Source organism: Streptoalloteichus hindustanus, from assembly GCF_900129375.1.
Classification (GTDB): Bacteria; Actinomycetota; Actinomycetes; order Mycobacteriales; family Pseudonocardiaceae; genus Streptoalloteichus; species Streptoalloteichus hindustanus.
Genome location: NZ_FQVN01000002.1, coordinates 567,501 through 585,854 on the forward strand (window position 1 = coordinate 567,501; position 18,354 = coordinate 585,854).

Annotated in this window: 13 protein-coding genes; 12 read left to right on the forward strand and 1 reads right to left on the reverse strand. The window is 72.1% G+C overall.

Annotated elements, in window-relative coordinates; translation table 11 throughout:
• Positions 1-12 precede the first annotated feature (12 nt).
• The 11 genes from BUE43_RS08020 to BUE43_RS08070 are packed head-to-tail and all read left to right on the forward strand — an operon-like array spanning position 13 to position 15,035.
• Positions 13-555 carry a hypothetical protein gene (locus BUE43_RS08020; RefSeq protein ID WP_073480724.1) on the forward strand — a complete coding sequence of 181 codons (543 nt, stop codon included), beginning with the start codon at positions 13-15 and terminating at the stop codon, positions 553-555.
• A gap of 46 nt (positions 556-601) precedes the next feature.
• Entirely contained in the window at positions 602-1,240 is a 639-nt protein-coding gene (locus BUE43_RS08025; protein ID WP_073480725.1) for a CIS tube protein, read from the forward strand.
• Between the two features lie 26 nt (positions 1,241-1,266).
• On the forward strand, positions 1,267-1,617 hold the full coding sequence (locus BUE43_RS08030) for a S24/S26 family peptidase (RefSeq protein ID WP_073480726.1): 351 nt from the start codon (positions 1,267-1,269) through the stop codon (positions 1,615-1,617).
• Positions 1,618-1,620: 3 nt separating this feature from the next.
• A complete protein-coding gene (locus tag BUE43_RS08035; RefSeq protein WP_073480727.1) occupies positions 1,621-2,751 on the forward strand; it encodes a hypothetical protein in 1,131 nt (376 codons plus the stop codon).
• A 19-nt stretch (positions 2,752-2,770) separates the two neighbouring features.
• On the forward strand, positions 2,771-3,286 hold the full coding sequence (locus tag BUE43_RS08040) for a phage baseplate assembly protein V (RefSeq protein ID WP_073480728.1): 516 nt from the start codon (positions 2,771-2,773) through the stop codon (positions 3,284-3,286).
• A gap of 11 nt (positions 3,287-3,297) precedes the next feature.
• Positions 3,298-3,630: a hypothetical protein gene (locus BUE43_RS08045; RefSeq protein WP_073480729.1), complete on the forward strand. Its 333-nt coding sequence runs from the start codon at positions 3,298-3,300 to the stop codon at positions 3,628-3,630.
• Positions 3,631-3,662: 32 nt separating this feature from the next.
• On the forward strand, positions 3,663-4,049 hold the full coding sequence (locus BUE43_RS08050) for a GPW/gp25 family protein (protein WP_073481000.1): 387 nt from the start codon (positions 3,663-3,665) through the stop codon (positions 4,047-4,049).
• Positions 4,049-7,474 carry a putative baseplate assembly protein gene (locus BUE43_RS08055; protein ID WP_083959448.1) on the forward strand — a complete coding sequence of 1,142 codons (3,426 nt, stop codon included), beginning with the start codon at positions 4,049-4,051 and terminating at the stop codon, positions 7,472-7,474. The genes BUE43_RS08050 and BUE43_RS08055 overlap by 1 nt, the downstream gene beginning before the upstream one ends.
• Positions 7,471-11,274 carry a putative baseplate assembly protein gene (locus BUE43_RS08060; RefSeq protein WP_073480730.1) on the forward strand — a complete coding sequence of 1,268 codons (3,804 nt, stop codon included), beginning with the start codon at positions 7,471-7,473 and terminating at the stop codon, positions 11,272-11,274. The genes BUE43_RS08055 and BUE43_RS08060 overlap by 4 nt, the downstream gene beginning before the upstream one ends.
• A complete protein-coding gene (locus tag BUE43_RS08065) occupies positions 11,271-13,604 on the forward strand; it encodes a hypothetical protein (RefSeq protein ID WP_073480731.1) in 2,334 nt (777 codons plus the stop codon). The genes BUE43_RS08060 and BUE43_RS08065 overlap by 4 nt, the downstream gene beginning before the upstream one ends.
• 9 nt (positions 13,605-13,613) lie before the next feature.
• On the forward strand, positions 13,614-15,035 hold the full coding sequence (locus tag BUE43_RS08070; protein WP_073480732.1) for a DUF6519 domain-containing protein: 1,422 nt from the start codon (positions 13,614-13,616) through the stop codon (positions 15,033-15,035).
• Between the two features lie 742 nt (positions 15,036-15,777).
• On the opposite strand, the gene BUE43_RS08075 is transcribed toward BUE43_RS08070, so the two are convergent.
• Complete coding sequence (locus BUE43_RS08075; protein ID WP_200797410.1) at positions 15,778-16,926, reverse strand: epoxide hydrolase family protein; 1,149 nt, start codon at positions 16,924-16,926, stop codon at positions 15,778-15,780.
• A gap of 61 nt (positions 16,927-16,987) precedes the next feature.
• Between BUE43_RS08075 and BUE43_RS08080 the strand changes: the two genes are divergently transcribed.
• Positions 16,988-17,932 (forward strand): helix-turn-helix transcriptional regulator, encoded by a 945-nt coding sequence (locus tag BUE43_RS08080; protein ID WP_073481003.1) that lies wholly within the window; start codon positions 16,988-16,990, stop codon positions 17,930-17,932.
• The last annotated feature ends 422 nt before the right edge of the window (positions 17,933-18,354 follow it).

Here is an 18,354-nt window from a genome sequence, read left to right on the forward strand (position 1 = left end):
GGATGTGATCCGTTGGCAGAGGCCGAGGAGTTGGTTCGGCAGCTGTCTCTCCGACGGATTCGCGAGTCGCGGGCGGAGCCTGAGCAAGGCATCGTCCACGAGTGCGTGTGGGCGCTCACCCTGGACGTGCAGCTGCACTACCTCGAGGACCACCGTTCCGGTTGTTCCTTCGTGGTCGTGACCGGTCCCAGCCAGGAGAGGGTGGAGGAATTCGCGCCTCTTGTCGCGAGTTACCTCGGTCCCTGGACGTGGCCGGAGCTGCTGGCGGAGGTACGGCGAGGTGGCGGGCAGGAGGAGCGGGCGCGTGCCCTCCTGAGAGCGGGGATCGGCGCGCCTGACCACTTCGATCAGAGTTTCTTCGACCACGTGGCGAACGCCGCTCGTTCTCCCGAGGGCTGGCTGCGGACCGCAGGGGTGTGGGCGACCTCTTACCCGTTCTGGCCGGAGTTCGTTCCACTTCTCCGCGAAGTCGCTGAGCACGACGCGGACCCCGACCTCCGGGCTGAGGCACGGGCGATCGCGACCGCGATCGAGAACCAGGTGGGTGCCTCGTGATGAGCAGGGAGCGCCTGGCGACACATGAGGTGGGGGTGGGGGAGCCGTGACGAGGTACGCGGATCTGCGGAAGCCGTTGCGGGCTGGGATTGTGATCGTTGATCCGGAACGGGGGACGCCGCAGCGGGTCATCGTGTTGCAGTTCAACCCGGACAGCCTGGAGCGGTCGTTGGCGCCGCAGGCCGCCGGGGCGGACCAGGGGGACCGGACGGAGGCGTTGCGGCTCAAGGGGCCGGCGGTGGAGACGTGGAAGTTCACCGCCGAGATCGACGCGACCGACCAGCTCGATGTCCCCGCGCCGAGCGGGATTCACCCGCAGCTCGCGGATCTGGAGACGCTTGTTCATCCGCCCAGTGGGCGGTTGCGGGCCAATCAGGCGTTGGCGGCGGCGGGAACCCTGGAGATCACGCCGATCGAGAGTCCGTTGACGTTGTTCGTCTGGGGCACGCAGCGGGTGATTCCGGTGCGGCTGACCGAGCTGACCATCACCGAGGAGGCGTTCGACGCCGACCTCAACCCGATCCGCGCTTCGGTGGGGGTCGGGATGCGGGTGTTGTCCGTCAACGACCTGCCGGCCGGGCACCGGGGCTCCGAGCTGTACCTCGCGCACCTGTCGCAGAAGGAGCGGTTCGTCGGGGCTGCCGGCGGGGGTCGGTTGGAGTCGTTGGGACTGCGCGGCGTCTAGGAGAGGGCCGGGAGAGGGAGAAGCCGATGACCGTGAACCCGTTGGACGCGTTGCCCACGCCGTCGCCGTACCCGCGCACGAGTCGGTACCACGACGTGGAGACCTCGGTGCACGTCGCGCCGGACGGTCGTCGGATTCCCTACCTGGGGCGGCGTCTGTTACCCGCCCCCGCCGCGTTCACCGCGATCGCCGAGCACGTCGTGAGCGAGGGGGAGCGGCCGGAGTTGGTGGCGGACCGGCACTTCGGCGATCCGGGGCAGTGGTGGCGGGTCGCCGACGCCAACGGGGTGCTGCACCCCCGTGACCTGACGGCGGTTCCCGGGCGGCGCGTGCGGGTCACGTTGCCGGCCGGCGTTCCGGCGCCGGCGGAGGGATAGCGCATGGCTGACCTGGCGCCGATCCACCTCACGCTGCTCATGGGGCCGCGCATCCCGGCCCCGGTGCCGAGGCAGGTCACCGACGCCCTGTTGTCCGCGCAGGTGACGGTCACGGCGGGGCAGCGCAGCGGGTTCCAGCTCTCCTTCGACCTGTCCACCAGGGGCCTGATCCGGACCACGTTGCTGCCGGCCGGTTTCTTCGACCCGCCGACGCGGGTGATCCTGGTGGCGACCGTGCGCGGCACGCCCACGGTGCTCATGGACGGGATCTGCATCCGCCAGGAGGTCGGCGTCAGCAACCAGCCCGGGCAGTCGACCCTCACCGTCACCGGCGAGGACCTGACCGTGTTGATGGACCTGGAGGAGCGGGAGGGCGTGCCGTTCCCCGCGATGCCGCCGGCCGCCCGCGTCGCCGCGATCATCGCGCGGTACGCGGGGTACGGGATCACCCCACTGGTCATCCCCGAGCTGTTCCCGCAGGCGCCGATGCCCACCCAGCGCATCGAGTTCCAGAAGGGCACGGACCTGGGGTACCTGACCGAGTTGGCCAAGGCCAACGGTTACGTCTTCTACCTGGACCCGGGGCCGGCTCCGGGCGTCAGCCGGGGCTACTGGGGGCCCGAGGTCCGGCTGGGCGTCCCGCAGCCGGCGCTCACCGTCAACGCCGACGGTCTGTCCACAGTGGATCAGATGACGTTCGGTCTCGACGGGTCGGCGCGGGAGCAACCCGTGGCCCGGGTGCAGATCCCGGTGACCAAGGTCGCGGCGGTGCTGCCGGTGCCCGAGGTGAGCGTGCTGCGCCCACCGCTGACGGTGCGGCCGGCCCCGGCGCTGAAGAAGAAGGTCGTGGCCGACACCGCCAAGAAGGACGCCCCGCAGGCGCTGGCGCAGACCCTGGCCCAGGCGGCGCAGTCCGCCGACGCGGTCTCCGGCTCCGGACAGCTCGACGTGGTGCGCTACGGCCACGTGCTCCGCCCCCGCGAACTGGTCGGCGTCCGGGGCGCCGGCATCGCCTACGACGGCCTCTACTACGTCAAGAGCGTCACGCACAACCTCCAACGCGGCTCCTACACCCAGAACTTCACCCTCGCCCGCGAGGGCCTGATCCCGCTGCACCCGATCGTCCGGCCGTGACCGACCCGGGAGGAAGCCGATGAGTCCAGAACCCAACCGGTACCTCGGCAAGTACCGGGGGACGGTCGTGACCAACGTGGACCCGATGCGGATGGCCCGCATCCAGGCCCAGGTGCCCGACGTGCTCGGCAACACCCCGTCGTCATGGGCGATGCCGTGCCTGCCCGTCGCCGGGCCGGGGATGGGCCAGTACGTCGTCCCCCCGGTCGGCGCGGGCGTGTGGGTCGAGTTCGAGCAGGGCGACGTGAACTACCCGATCTGGAGCGGGTGCTGGTACGGCTCGGCCGCCGAGGTGCCGCCGCTGGCGCACGCCGGGCCGCCGAACTCGCCGAACATCCTGCTCCAGACCCAGGGGCAGCACACCGTCGTGCTGTCCGACCAACCGGGCGGCATGGGCATCACCCTGAAGACCGCCGCGGGGGCCATGTTGTCCATCAGCGACAAGGGGATCGTCATCACCACCGGTCAGGGCGCGTCCATCTCGCTGGTGGGCGGCACCGTCACCGTCAACCAGGGCGCGCTCGTCGTGACCTGAGGGGGAGAGCAGTGTCGGGAAATCTGTTGCACGTCAACGCCACCATCACCTGTCCCCACGGCGGTCAGGCCACGATCTCGCCGGCGCAGACGCGGGTGCTGGTCGGCGGGCAGCCGGTGGCGACGCTCGCCGACGTCGACACGATCGCCGGTTGCGGGTTCACCGTCGGCTCCAAGCCGCAGCCCTGCGTCACCGTGCGGTGGGTGACGCCCTCCGGCCGGATCAGGGTCAACGGCTCACCCGCGATCCTCAACAGCTCCGTGGGGTTGTGCCAGAGCGCCGAGCAAATTCCGCAGGGCGCGCCGCACGTCGTTGTGGTCCAACAGAGGGCGGTGGGCCTGTGAGCGCACGGGGAACCCGGCGCGCGGTGGAACCCGTGCCAGCCAGGACGCGACCGGGACGCACCGACGTGGCCTTCCCGTTCCGGGTCGACAGCAGGGGACGCACCGCCGACGTCGGCTACGACGACCACGTCCGCGACATGATCGAGCAACTCCTGTTCACCAGCCCCGGCGAGCGGGTCATGCGACCGGACTTCGGCTGCGGGCTGCTGGACCTGGTGTTCGCGCCCACCAGCCCGGAGTTCGCCTCCGCGCTCCAGCTCTCGGTCCAGGCCAGCCTCCAGCGCTGGCTCGGCGACGTCATCGAGGTCACGACCCTGGAGGTCGTCAGCGAGGACACCGTGGTCCGGGTCCACCTCGGCTACGTCGTCCTGCCGACCGGGACTCGCCGCGACGACGTGTTCGAGCGGAGGGGAGTGTGATGACGACCAACGACTCGCTTGACCGCGGCGGGGTCGATCGCGGCGGGGTGGACTGCGGCGTGGACCGGCGGCGGGACAGAGTCCGCGCCCGACGCCGCAACGGCGTCGACAGCGTGGAGGTCAGCGACGACGGCCTGACGCTCACCGTCACGTTCCTCGGCAAGGCGCCCAAACAGCTCCAGCCGGCCAACATCCGCATCGACGGCGGACGGCGGGTGCGCGGGATCGTCGCGCTCGACGTGCGCGTGGAGAGCCACGACGAGCCCGGCGTCGACGATCGCGTGCACATCGCGGTCAACAAGCGCGGTGACACGTCGACCTACGAGCTCAGCGTGGTCGTGCCGGACGCCTACGGCCGGCCCGGCACCGAGCCCTATCCCGGGTTCGACGTCCGGTACCACCGGGCCCGGTTCGACTTCCAGGGCCCCTGTCCGTCCGATGTGGACTGCGCGGCCGTCGCGCCGCGCCCGGTGCCGGTTCGACCGAGCCCGGCGGTGAACTACACCGCCCGGGACTACGAGAGCCTGCGCCGCCTGCTGCTGGACCGGCTCGTGCTCACCGTCCCCGAGTGGGTCGAGCGGCACGCGCCCGACCTCGGCGTCACCCTCGTCGAGGTGCTCGCCTACGTCGGCGACCAGCTCAGCTACTACCAGGACGCGGTGGCCACCGAGGCGTACCTGGACACCGCGCGCAGCCGGGTTTCGGTCCGCCGGCACACGCGGCTGGTCGACTACGCGATGCACGACGGCTGCAACGCGCGGACCTTCGTGGTCCTGGAGACGACCAGGAACCTGACGCTGTCGGCCGACGACTTCCGCTTCGCCGCGATCGACGTCAGCCACCTCGACCCCGTGCAGCGGCCGAAACTGGGACCGGTGCTCTCCGACGAGGAGTTGGAACGCCTCCCGCCCGGAACAGCTCTGGAGATCTTCGAGCCCCTGGTGCGGGCGCCGCTCACCGTTCGCCGGTCGCACAACACGATCCGCCTGTGGACGTGGGGCGACGCGGAGTGCTGCCTTCCCCGGGGATCGACCTCCGCCACCCTGCGCGACGAGTGGGTCCCGCAGAGCGGCTCGCGGGGAAGCCAAGCCGGCCAAGGAGAAGGAGAAGGAGAAGGAGACGACAGCTCCGGCGCGCCCACCGGACGCGATCGGGTGTTGCGGCTCGCCCCCGGCGATCTCCTCGTGTTCGAGGAGGTGCGAGGCCCCCGGACCGGAGCCGTCGCCGACGCTGATCCCCGGCACCGGCAGGCGGTCCGGCTCATCTCGGTCACGCCGGCCGTCGACGAGCTCTACGACCAGCCGGTCCTGGAGGTCACCTGGGCCGTCGACGACGCGCTCGCCTTCGACCTCTGCCTGTCCGCCAGGGGCGGCCCCAACTGCTGCCTCATCGAGGACGTCAGCGTCGCGCGCGGCAACGTGGTGCTCGTCGACCACGGCCGCGGCCTCACCGCCTGCGGCGGCGCGCCGGAGGAGATCACCACGCCCCCGGCTCCGGTGTCCCCTCCGGACTGCGCGCCGCCCGCCTTCGGCTGTCCGGACCGGCGCGAGGACGACCCGGCCGTCGCGTTGGTCCAGTCGCTCATCCGGCAGACCGACGAGCGCACCGCGCTGACCCCGGACGTCGTGCGGGAGCTCAACAGCGTGCTGGGCGAGCCGGCGGTGTCCCGAGCCGGCATCGTGATCCGGTTGGAACCCGGGCAGCAGAACCGGGAAGTGGTGCTGCCCGGCACGACCCCGGAGCAGAACGCCGCGTTACGTTCTCTGCTGGCGCAGGTCACGTATCCGCCGCTGCGGCCGCGTTTCCGCCCGGTGTTGCGCTACGCGCCGGTGACCCAACGCGTTCCGTTCCCGTTGCCCACTCTCGTCGCCGCCGGCCAGGCCGAAATCCTGGTCGCCATCCCGGACCGGGTGCGGGCGCGGCTGGAGGAGCTGTGGCGGCAGGTGCGGGGCGGCCGGCCCCCGACCCCGGGTCAGCTCGGCGAGCTGACGATCCTGTTCGGCGAGAAGGTCCTGGCCGACCTGAACATCGGGGAACGCCCGGTGGAGGCGTTGCGGGAGTTGCTGGCCCGCCGCGCGGAACTGTTGTGGGCCAAGGTCCAGCGGCTCGCGGTGCTGGTCGCGCGGGCCAGGGCCGGAACCGTGCTGGACGAGGGAATCGTCTGGGAGATCACGCAGAGCTGGGGCGTCGGCTACGCCGGCGGCCTCCACCCGGAGTCGACGGTGCTGGCCGGTTCCGCCCGGTCGGCGGTGTCGACCGATCCGCGTGCCGCGTTGCCCGCGGTCGTGGCGAGAACCCGCGAGGCGCGGTTCGCCGTTGAGGCAGACAAGGCAGACAAGGCCGAAGAGGCCGACGAGGCCGGCGAATCCTCGGCGGACGTGGAGCGGTGGCTGGAGTGGACCCCACGGCGTGACCTGTTGGCCAGCGGTCCCCGGGACCGGCACTTCGTGGGTGAGCTGGAGGAGGGGCCGGACGGCGTCGGCCGTCTCGCGCTGCGGTTCGGTGACGGCCGGCACGGCGCGCGCCCACCGGCGGGCGCGACCTTCGAGGTGGCCTACCGGGTGGGCAACGGCGTCGCCGGCAACGTCGGCCCGGAAGCGATCAACCACCTCGTTCTCTGTTGCGCGGCAACGCTCTCGGCACCGGACGAGGACGAGAACGGGAGCGAGGGCAGCGGCGGGGACGTCAGGAGCGAGGGCGTGACCCGGGTGCGGAATCCACTCGCCGCCGTCGGCGGGATCGAGCCGGAGCCGATGGACGAGGTCCGACAGCTCGCCCCGCTGGCTCCCCGCCGCACGCTGCTGCGCGCGGTCACCCCGGCCGACTACGCCGAACTGGCCGCCCGGGTTCCCGGCGTCCGGCGCGCCGCCGCCGAGATCCGCTGGACCGGCTCCGGCCGCGAGGTGCGGGTGGCGGTCGTTCCCGCCACCCCACTTCGCTCCACAGTGGACCGTCATCCGGCCAACACGCCCAGGCCCGCGCTCCTGGAGGCGGTGGCCCGGGAGCTGGAGACCGTGCGCCGGATCGGCCACGCCGTGGCCGTCGGGCCGGCCCGGCTCGTGCCCCTGGACGTCGAGCTGACGCTCTGCGTCGCGCCCGGCTACCAGCGCGGCCACGTGCTGACCGCGGTGCGGGCGGCCCTGGGCACCGGCGTGCTGCCCGACGGCCGGCTCGGCCTGTTCCACCCGGACCTGCTCGGCTTCGGCGAGCCGGTGCGCGTCAGCCGCCTGGTCGCCGTCACCGCCGCCGTCCCGGGAATCGTCTCCGCGCGGGTGACCCGGTTGCGCCGCAGGTTCGGCCGGGACACCGGAGAGCTCGCCGACGGCCTGCTCCGCCTGGGGCCGCTGGAGATCGCCCAGTTGGACAACGACCCCGACCGGCCGGAGAACGGCCGGCTGTCCCTTGTGATCGGAGGCGGCAGATGACCGGCTGTGGCTGCCAGTGCTGCCAGTGCTGCCAGGGAACGGACCTGCGCACGCCGGTGGAGGTGGTCAACCCGCCGGCGCTGTCGGCGGTCGCCTACCGCACCGGCACGCACCCGGACTTCCTCGACTCCATGCGGGCACGGCTGTCCAGCCCCGCCCACCCGGCCCTGCGCGACCTCACGGTGCGCACGCCGGACGATCCGGCGATCGGCCTGCTCGACGCGGGCGCCGTCCTGGCCGACCTGCTCACCTTCGTCACCGAGCGGATCGCCAACGAGGGGTACCTCCGCACCGCGGTGGAGGAGCGCTCGCTGGTCCTGTTAGGACGGTTGGTCGGCCACCACCCGCGTCCGGGCGTCGCGGCGGGAACCTACCTCGCGTACACCGTCGACGCGGACCCCCGGCAGGGCAACGACTTCGAGGTGCGCATCCCCCTGGGGTCGCGGACCCAGAGCGTTCCCGGGCCCGGCCAGGAGCCGCAGGTCTTCGAGACCGGCGACGACCTGGTGGCCCGCGCCGCGTGGAACGAGCTCAAGGTCCGGCGCCGCCGGCCCTACCAGATCACGCCCAAGCGGTTGCGGGGACGGGAATCCATCCACGTCGCCGGAGTGGCGACCAACCTCGGGCCCGGCGACCGGCTGTTGTTCGTCTTCGGCAGCGAGGTGGGCCGCCAGGAACTGGTCGTGGTGCCCGGTGTCGAGCTGGACCGGGACAACGACATCACCGTGATCGGCCTGCCCCGCCCGGCGCTGGCCACCCTCGAACTGCTCGCCACCCGGCTGGAGACCCTGCTCGAACCACTGGTCGAGCCGGACCGGCGGCCGGACGAGGTCCGGCGCAGCGCCATCCTGAACCGGTTCGTGGACGACGTGATCGTTCCACTGTGGAACCGGCGGAAGACCCTGGACACGCCGACGAAGTACGCCGACGCCCTCGCCGAGGCCATGGAGCGGCTGGCGGAGACGATCACCCTGGCGCAGCACTACCGGCACGTCGGGGAGTGGCTGAAGAAGCGGGAGGCCGAGCTGTCGGAGCTCCGGAGGCTGGCCCGGCAGCTCGAACCGCCGCAACCGCCGGAAGCGAAGCCCGCCCTGGTCCCGAACGGCTCGCTGCACGCCGCGCTCGACCTGGGCTCCTCGGCCGAGGCGGTCGACGGGGAAACCGACCAGGGCGGCGGAAACGGGGCTCCCTCGCCGGCCCCGCCCACGAGCCCGGCGGTGCTCGGACTGGGCGCGTTGCTCGGGGCGCTGCGGGCGGCCCCCGGCAAACCGCCCGGCTCCGCGCGGGATCTCACCAGGGACCCGGCGAAGATCTTCGCGCCCGGGTCGGACCTGGGCGCCCAACTCCTCGCCGCCCTGGATCCGAGGTTGCGCGACGGGCTCTACCGCGCGTGGCGCCGGGTAGACCTCACCCGGCCGTTGGCCCTCCAGAGCCTCATCGCGATGCGCGCCGTGGCCACTCCCTTCGGCGCCACCGCGCCGTTGAAGGCCGTGCCGAGACAGGGCGGCGGCGTCGATCACGAGGAATGGGCGCTGGACGCCGACCTGAACCTCTCGGTGAAGGTGCCCTACGGCGCGGCGGGCCCGACCGGCGTCGAGCTGACCTTCCAGTTGGGGGCCAACGCCTGGCGCGAGGTCATCGACGACCTGAAGCAGCCGGGCGACGTCGACTTCGGACCCGGCAGCGTCCGGTACGCGGTCGCCGCCGACACCGGCGAGCTGACGCTGACCTTCCTGAAGCACCTCCCGGAGCGGCGGATCGGCTTCGGGAAACCCGCCGCAGACAAGAAGGTCCGGGTCCGGTTGCCCGACGACGGCCAGTGGCAGGAGGACCTGACCGAGGAGTTCCAGCGCACCTTCTGGCACCACGAACCGAAGGAGGAACGCTGGATCAAGATTGTCGTGCGGCGCGTCAAGGCCACCGACAAGGCACCCGCCTTCGTCGAGCTGTCCTTCGAGACCCGTTCCCTGGTGCCGAGCACGGTGCTCACCCTGGACGCGGTCTACGAGGGGGTCGGCGTCGGGAGCTGGGTCGTCATCGAGCGGCCGCGCAAGCTGGACCAGCTCCCGGGCGACCGGACGTTGGCCCTGGTGATGGCCAGGGTCACCGACGTGCGGACGGTGGCGAAGCAGGCGTTCGGCATGAGCGGCAAGGTCACCGAGCTGGTGCTGGACCGGCCGTGGCTGGACCGCCGCGACACGCGCCTGTCGCAGATCAGGGACACCACGATCTACCTGCGCGGCGACGACCTCGCGCTGGCCACGGAACCGGTGACCGAGGACGTGGGCGGCGACGAGGTCGAGCTGGCCGAGCTGTACGACGGCCTCGCCCCCGGGCGGTGGTTGATCGTCAGCGGCGAACGCGCCGACATCCCGGGAAAGCCCGCCGGAGTACGGGGAACGGAGTTGGCGATGATCGCCGGCGTCCGGCAGACCGTCGACCCGGAGCGCCCCGGCGACGCGGTCCACACCACGATCGTCCTCGCCAACGAGCTCGCCTACCGCTACCGCCGCGAGACCGTGACCATCCACGGGAACGTGGTGCGCGCGACCAACGGCGCGACCAGGGAGGAGCCGATCGGCAGCGGCGACGCCGGAAAACCGAACCAGAGCTTCGCCCTCCGCCAGGGGCCGCTGACCTGGCTGGCCGCCGACACCCCGCTCGGCGCGGCCAGCACGCTGGAGGTGCGGGTCGACGGCGTGCGCTGGCACGAGGTCGACGGCCTGGCCGGTCGGCGCCCCGACGAGCACGTCTACGTCACCGGCCCCGGAGAGAAGGACACCACCAAGGTCAGCTTCGGCGACGGCGCGCACGGCGCCCGCCTGCCCACCGGGGTGGAGAACGTCCGCGCCCGCTACCGGGTCGGGCTCGGCCGCGCCGGAAACGTGGCCGCCGGCCAGATCACCCAGATCACCACGCGGCCGCTCGGCGTCTCCGGTGTCACCAACCCGTTGCCGGCGACCGGGGGCACCGACCGCGATGACGCCGGACTGCTCCGCCGGAACATCCCGTTGCGGGTCAGCGCGTTGGACCGGCTGGTGTCAGTGCCCGACTACGCCGACTTCGCCCGAGCCCGCGCCGGAATCGGTCGGGCCGACGCCCGGCGGCTCTTCGACGGGGAACGGGAGATCGTGCACGTCACGGTGTCCGGTGTGGACGACGTCCCGCTGTTCCCGGACTCCGAGGTCGTCACGACCCTGCGCCGCGCGTTGGTGGCGCACGGGGACGCCCAGCTCCCGGTGACCGTCGCCGTGCGGGAGATCGTGATGCTGGTGGTCGTGGCCAGCGTCCGGGTGCACCCCGACCACTCCTGGAAGATCGTGGAGCCGGCGGTGCGGGCCGCCCTGCTCGACCGGCTCGGGTTCCGCCGGCGCGAGCTCGGACAACCGGCGTACCTCTCCGAGGTGCTGGCGGCGGCGCAGGCGGTGTCCGGTGTGGATGCTGTCGACGTCGACGTGTTCACCGGGGTTCCCGGGAACCTCACCCCGCTCGGCCTGCTCCACCTGGCCGGCCGGCTCACCACACCGGAGACCGTTGTTCCCGCCCGGCTGGCCGACTTCGCGGAGGAGCGGTACACAGTGGACCCACCGCCGGGCTCGGCGACCGAGACCCTCACGGCCGTCGCCGCCAAACACGGGATCACCGTCGCGGAGCTGGTGCGGCTCAACCCCGACATCACCGACGCCACCCCGCTGCCCCGTGGCCGGTCCGTCGTGGTGTTCCGCGGTGTCCGGCCCGCCCAGCTCGTCCTGCTGTCCCCGACCGTGCCGGACACGTTGATCCTCAAGGAGGCCAGGTGAGCGAGGAACGGAACCTGGTTGGCGCCGACCCGGACCTGTTGTTCTCGCTGTTGCCGCAGTACCACCGGCAACGCGACGCCGAGACCGGCGGCGCGCTGCGGGCACTGCTCGCCGTGCTCGCCGAACAGCTCAACCTGGTCGAGGACGACATCGCGCGGCTCTACGACAACTGGTTCGTCGAGACCTGCCAGGACTGGGCGGTGCCCTACGTCGGCGACCTCGTGGGCTACCGGACGTTGCGGGGCTACGAGGAGGCGGTCGCCCACGGCGGCGAGGCGTCGCGCCGGTTGGCCGCGCGGCTCGCGCCCCGCCGCGACGTGGCCGACACCGTGACCAACCGCCGCCGCAAGGGAACGCTGCCGCTGTTGGAGAACGTGGCCCGCACGGTCGCGGACTGGCCGGCCAGGGCGGTGGAGTTCCACCGGCTGCTCGCCGCGACGCAGCCGGTGCGGTTGCTGCCGGCCGAGGGGACGGCCGTCGCCCGCCGGCTGGCCGCCGACCGGGCCCGGTACGTGGACCTGCGCCGGGGAGCGGACCTCGACCTGCTCGGCTCGCCCTTCGACGAGGCGGCGCACCTGCCCACGGCGGCCAGGATCGACGGCCGACGCCGGGTCGGCCGGCACTCGCCGCCCGCGGTCGGCGTGTTCGTGTGGCGGCTGCTGCCCCACTCGCTCACCCGGTCGCCGGCCTACTGCATCGACCGCGCCCGCAACCTCTTCACCTTCTCCATCCTGGGCAACGACGTTCCCCTGGTCACCAAACCCGTTCCCGAGCCCACCGCCAGCCACATCGCCGACGTCGAGAACGTCCCGGCCTTCATCCGCCGCCGGGCCATGGCGGATCGGCTGGCCGACTACTACGGCCCCGGCAAGAGTGTGGAGATCTGGCGCGACGGCGAGCACCACCCCGTGCCGCTGCGGGACGTGGTGGTGGCCGACCTCTCGGGCTGGCGCTACCGGCCGCGCGGGAACCAGGTCGCCGTCGACCCGGTGCTGGGCCGGATCGCCTTCAGCTCCCGCTCCGCGCCCAAACACGGGGTGTGGGTGACCTACCACCACGCCTTCAGTGCGGACATGGGCGGAGGGGAGTACGCCAGGGAGCGCGCCACACCCCGCGACGCCGTGCGGTACCGGGTCGGGCCGGGCGAGGCGAACGACCGGATCACGCAGGCGTACCAACGCTGGCGCGCCGACCAGAAGGCCGGCCGCGCCGGTGCGACCGCGGTCATCGAGATCACGCACAGCGGGGCGTACCAGGAGCAGATCGACTTCGTGCTCGCCAGGGGCGAGTACCTGGAGGTGCGGGCCGCCGAGGGCGCCCGGCCGGTGATCCGGCTGCTCGACTGGTACAGCAACCGGCCGGACGCGCTGAACGTCCGGGGCGTCGACCGTCCACAGGAGACAGAGCAGGGCCAGGAACAGGGGCAGGAACAGGCCCAGAGTCAGATCCAGGGCCAGGGCCAGGGTCAGGGCCAGGGCAACGACCCGGAGGCGGACTGCCGGTCCCGGGTGAGCCAGGTGGTGCTCGACGGGCTGCTGGTCGCCGGGCGCGGGGTCAACGTCTGCGGACCGCTCGGCAAGGTCGTCCTGCGGCACTGCACCCTGGTGCCCGGCTGGTCGCTGGAGCCGGAGTGCGCGCCGCTGCACCCGGAGGAGCCGAGCCTGGTGCTGGAGAACACCACCGCGTGCGTGCAGATCGAGCACAGCGTGCTCGGCACCATCCTGGTGATCGCCGACGAGGTCACGGCCGATCCGCTGCCGATCCACATCGCCGACAGCATCCTGGACGCCACCGGACCCCGCCGCGAGGCGCTGTCCGGGCCGGACTGCCGGCACGCCCACGCGGAACTCTTCATCCACCGCAGCACAGTGCTGGGCGAGGTGCACACGCACGCCGTGCGCATCGGGGAGAACAGCCTGTTCACCGGTCTCCTGCACGTGGCCCGCAGGGGCGTCGGCTGCCTCCGTTTCTGCTCTGTCCCCACCAACTCCCGGACTCCCCGTCGTTATCGCTGTCAGCCCGACGAAGTGTTCGCGGCACTGCGGGAACGAGCGGCCTCGGGCGAACTGGACCCGGCCGAGCTGCCCGGGTTGCTCGTGGTGGCCGAACAACGCGTGCGGCCCCGGTTCACCAGCACCCGGTACGGCACCCCCGGCTACGGCCAGCTCGCCGAGGGGGTCGCGCCCGAGATCGCCCGCGGTGCCGAGGACGGCGCCGAAATGGGCGCCTTCCACGACCTGTTCCAGCCCCAGCGCGAGGACAACCTCCGTGCGCGGCTTGAGGAGTACCTACCCGCCGGCATGGATGCCGGGATCGTCCACGTCTCGTGAGGAGGATGCATGCACGGCGATTTCTCGCGCCTGGTGTTCCGGCCGGACAAGCGCTACTCCGCGGTGCTCGCCCAGCAGGGCAGGGTCCAGCTCGACTCCGACGCCAACGAACAGGCGCTGCTGAACCTGCACCTGGCCCGCACCCTGACCCGTGACCTCGTCGGGCCGCACGGCGGTCCCCGGGGCGCTGCCGGCTTCGGGCTGAGCTACCAGCCCAAGGGCAAGGACCCGGCGAACCTGGAGATCTCGCCCGGCCGGTACTACGTGGACGGCATCCTGGTCGACTCGTCCCGCCCGGTCCCCGGCCAGGCCGTGGCCGACCCCACGCCCCAGGACGCGCCGGCCGACACCGGAAACCCGGCCGCCGCCCCGGCGCCCGCCGGCTGGACCTACTGGGACCAGCCGGACGCCTACCGGGGGCGGGAGAACGACATCGACCACCTGCCCGACCCGCCCTTCCTTGCCTACGTCCGGGTGTGGGAGGCGCTGGTCACGGCGGTGCAGGACCCGGCGATCCGGGAGTCCGCGCTCGGTGTGACCCTGCCCGACACCACGGTGCGGACCAAGGTCGCGTGGCAGGTGCTGCCACTGTCCAAGAAGGACGGTTTCGACCCGGGAGGGGACGCCGGACCCGACCAGGTGCGGGCCGCGTTCGAGCGGTGGGTCGGCGCCGCGCGCTCCACGGGCAGGCTCGCCGCGCGCACCGACGAGCCACCGTCCACAGAGGACGCCTGTCTGGTCGCGCCCGACTCCCGCTACCGGGGCCCGGAGAACCAGCTCTACCGGGTCGAGGTGCACCGAGGGGGCCGGGTGGGCGGGCCGAAGCCGGCCACCTTCACGTGGTCGCGGGAGAACGGCAGCGTCGTGTTCGGGATCAGGGCGGTCGCCGGCGTGTGGGTCACGCTGACCGCGCTCGGGCGGGACGGCAAGCTCGGCCTGGACGTGGGGGACTGGGTCGAGGTCCTGGACGACGCCGCGGTCGCGCGGGACCTGGCGTCGCCGTTGCTGCGGGTGGAGGACGTCGACACCGAGGCGGGCCGGGTGAAGCTCTCCGGCGAGCCGCCGGCCGGAGTGGCGCGGGACGCCGCTCGCCACCCGTTCCTGCGCCGGTGGGACCACCGGGCGACCGGGCTCCGCGGTGCTCCGCAGGCGGACGAGGGCGCGTTGCGCGTCCAGGAGGGCGGGTGGATCGACCTGGAGGACGGCGTCCAGGTCTGGTTCGCCAAGGACGGCGTCTACCGCACCGGGGACTACTGGTTGATCCCCGCCAGGACGCTGACCGGCGAGGTGGAGTGGCCCCGCGACTCGCGGGGCAGGCCGCTGCTCCAGGAGCCGCACGGCGTCCACGTCCACTACGCGCCCCTGGCCTGGGTGCAGGGACCGACCCAGGTGGTCGACCTCCGACGCCAGTTCCCGCCGCTGGCGACCTGATGTGCCCCGAGCCGCGCTGACGGTAAGTCCAGAGTGGACGGACCGTCAGCGCGGCTTCTCCATGTTCTTCGCTGTCCTGGCGAGCTCGGCCAAGTCTCGCTTCCAGATCAGCTGCCAACGCCGCTGGAGCCGCTCTCGGGTGTGCGCGTCGGGGGTGGGTACCCGACCAGGCCCACCGGAACACACTCCACAGTGAACACAGGTGCGGTTGGGGCGGGTGGGACTCCAGCAGGCCACGCAGCGATCAGGGGCGACGTGTGCGCCCGACCGAGCTTCGAGGACACGGCGGACGACCACGGGAAGCGGGTCGCTCGGGTGCTTCTCCGGGTCAGGGCAGTAGGCCAGGTGGCTCCAACCCCAGGAGGTTCCCGGCGCTGGCCGGTCCGGAACGCGTCGCCCGGCGGCCTTCTCCTGTCGGCGGAGCGCCTCGTACCGTCGCGCGTGCGGCAACACCAGACGACGCGCCTGCTCCAACTCGTCGGCGGCGCGGACCAAAGAACCGAGGTCGTCCGCGAGTCGCGGTGGAATTCCGGCCGAGACCACCAGATGGTGCCAGGTGGCGCGGAACCCGTACGGAGCGAAGCACAGCACGCATCCCCGCAACGCCCACAACCGCTGTGCGGCGGGGAGTTCGGGGTCGCGAACGCGTCGCGCCTGTGCGGGAAAGCTGCCCATTAGCCAGATCGTGCCAGCCGTGCACGGCGCACGCGGACGGGCTTTCCGCGCGCGCCGCAGTGGTCGGCTACCGGCTCCGGAGGGACCGGAAGAACGCCTGGATGTCGGAGACCAGGAGGTCCGGGGCCTGGAGCGAGGCGAAGTGGCCCCCGCGCGAGAACTCCGACCAGTGCGTGATGGTGTTCGACAGCTCCGCGAGACCAAGGATGGCCTTGTCGCCCAGGAAGTTCGCCACCCCGGTCGGCACCGGCGACGGCGCGGGGCGCTCGCCCCAGCCCTCCGCCCCGGCCTCCCGGTAGATCCGGGCCGCCGACCCCGCCGTCTGCGTCAGCCACAGGATCGTGACGTTGGTCAGGAGCGCGTCCCTGTCGACCGGGGTCTGGTCGGTGCGCGTGGGATCCCAGTCCACGAACCACTCCAGGTTCCACGCGAGCTGCCCGGCCGGCGAGTCGTTGAGCGCGTAGGCCAACGTCTGCGGCCGGCTGCCCATCTGCGTGGCGTAGCCGGAGTGCTCGTACCACCACAGCTCCTGCGCCCGCGCCTGTTCCCGTTCGGCCTCGTCGAGCCAGTCCATGTCGGTGTCGTTGGTCGGCGTGGAGGCGTTGGCCAACGCGTTGACGTGAATGCCGATGACCTTGTCCGGGGCGACCCTGCCGAGCTCGGGCGAGACGATGCTGCCGAAGTCGCCGCCCTGCGCGCCGAAGCGCTCGTAGCCGAGCCGGCTCATGAGCTCGACCCAGGCGCGGGCGGTCCGGTTCGACCCCCACCCGACCTCCCGGGTCGGGCCGGAGAAGGCGAAGCCGGGCACCGACGGGGCGACGACGTGGAAGGCGTCGGCCGGGTCCCCGCCGTGCGCGCGGGGGTCGGTCAGCGGACCGATGACGTCCAGGAAGTCGTACACCGTGCTCGGCCACCCGTGCGTGATGATCAGCGGAGTGGCGTCCGGCTCCGGCGACCTGACGTGCAGGAAGTGGATGTTCTGCCCGTCGATGGTGGTGGTGAACTGCGGGAAGGAGTTGAGCCGCGCCTCGTGCCGACGCCAGTCGTAGTCCGTGTTCCAGTACCGCACGAGCTCCACGAGGTAGTCCTTGTTGACGCCGTAGTCCCAGCCGACGCCGGGGAGTTCGTCGGGCCACCGCGTACGCGCCAACCGCTGGTTGAGCTCGTCGAGGTCGGCCTGGGGAACATCGATCCGGAAGGGTGTCACTGCCTGCATGACCCCAGCCTGCGGTCCGAGTAGGACAACGGCGGTCCTCAATCCGTGTCATCGTGTGTCCATGTTGGAGACCTCCGCCCGGCTGCTGCGGCTGCTGTCGCTACTCCAGATGCGCCGGGACTGGCCCAGCCGGGAACTGGCCGACCGGCTCGGGGTGACGACCAGGACTGTGCGGCGCGACGTCGATCGCCTGCGTGAGCTGGGCTACCCCGTCCACTCCACCATGGGGGCCGCCGGCGGGTACCGGCTCGGCGACGACGCCGCGCTCCCCCCGTTGCTGCTGGACGACGACGAGGCCGTGGCGGTGGTGATCGGCCTGCAGGGCGCCGCCGGCGGAAGCGTGGCGGGCATCGAGGAAGCGTCACTGCGCGCACTGTCCAAAGTGGAACAGGTCCTCCCCGGTCGATTGCGGCAGCGGGTGAGCACCCTGGAGCGTGCGATGGTGGCGATGCCCGCCAGCAGCACCCCCACTGTGGACACCGCCACCCTCACAGCGATCTCCGCCACGATCCGCACTTCCGAAACGCTCCGCTTCGACTACGTCAGCCACGACGGCACCACGTCCACCCGCCAGGTCGAACCCCACCGCGTGGCCTCCTGGGGCCGACGCTGGTACCTGGTCGGCTGGGACGTCGACCGAGGCGACTGGCGCACGTTCCGGGTCGACCGCATGCGACTCCGCACCCCCAACGGCCCCCGCTTCGCCCGCAGAGAACCACCGGACGGCGACGTGGTGGCCTACCTGCGCCGGACAATGGGCTTCGAGATGTGGCCCCACCGCTGCCTGTTGCGAGTGCACACCCCGGCGTCGGAGATCACCGGCCGCGTCGACGGCATCGTGACCCCGATCGACGACCACAACTGCCTCCTGGAACTCCCCACGGACTCCTACGACATGGTCGCCTTCACCGTCGCCATGCTCGACGTCGACTTCGAGGTCGAGTCGCCCCCAGAACTCGCCGAGCACCTCCGGAAGCTGTCCCACCGCTTCACCGCCGCCACCTGACCCTCCACAAGCGACACCCCGAATCCTGACTACGGGCTGTGCCCGATCGGACGCGAACCGTGCCGCATCCGGCCCTGTGCTGACTGGTGCGAGTGGCGGTTTAGCCTCGGCCGCATCTGTCTGCTCGTCCGACGCCAGGCACATGGACTACATGCGCGTGACGAGCATGCCTTGCCGACGCTGCCCCTGATCTCCCGGCCTTCCGGCCGCCTTCCCTGGTGCCCGCTGTCGCACTAGACATCCCTGCTACCGCTGGCCACACTGGCCACGGCCGTGTTCGCCACCAGCCCGACCGAGACCCTGCCAGCCAGCCCCGCACGGAGGTAGCGCCGGCTTTGGAACCTCTAGCGCTGGCCGTCACCCCGGTAGGTCCCGAAGCTCCCCGCCGGCGTGTCACCCCTCGCCGGTCCGCTCAGCCCCGG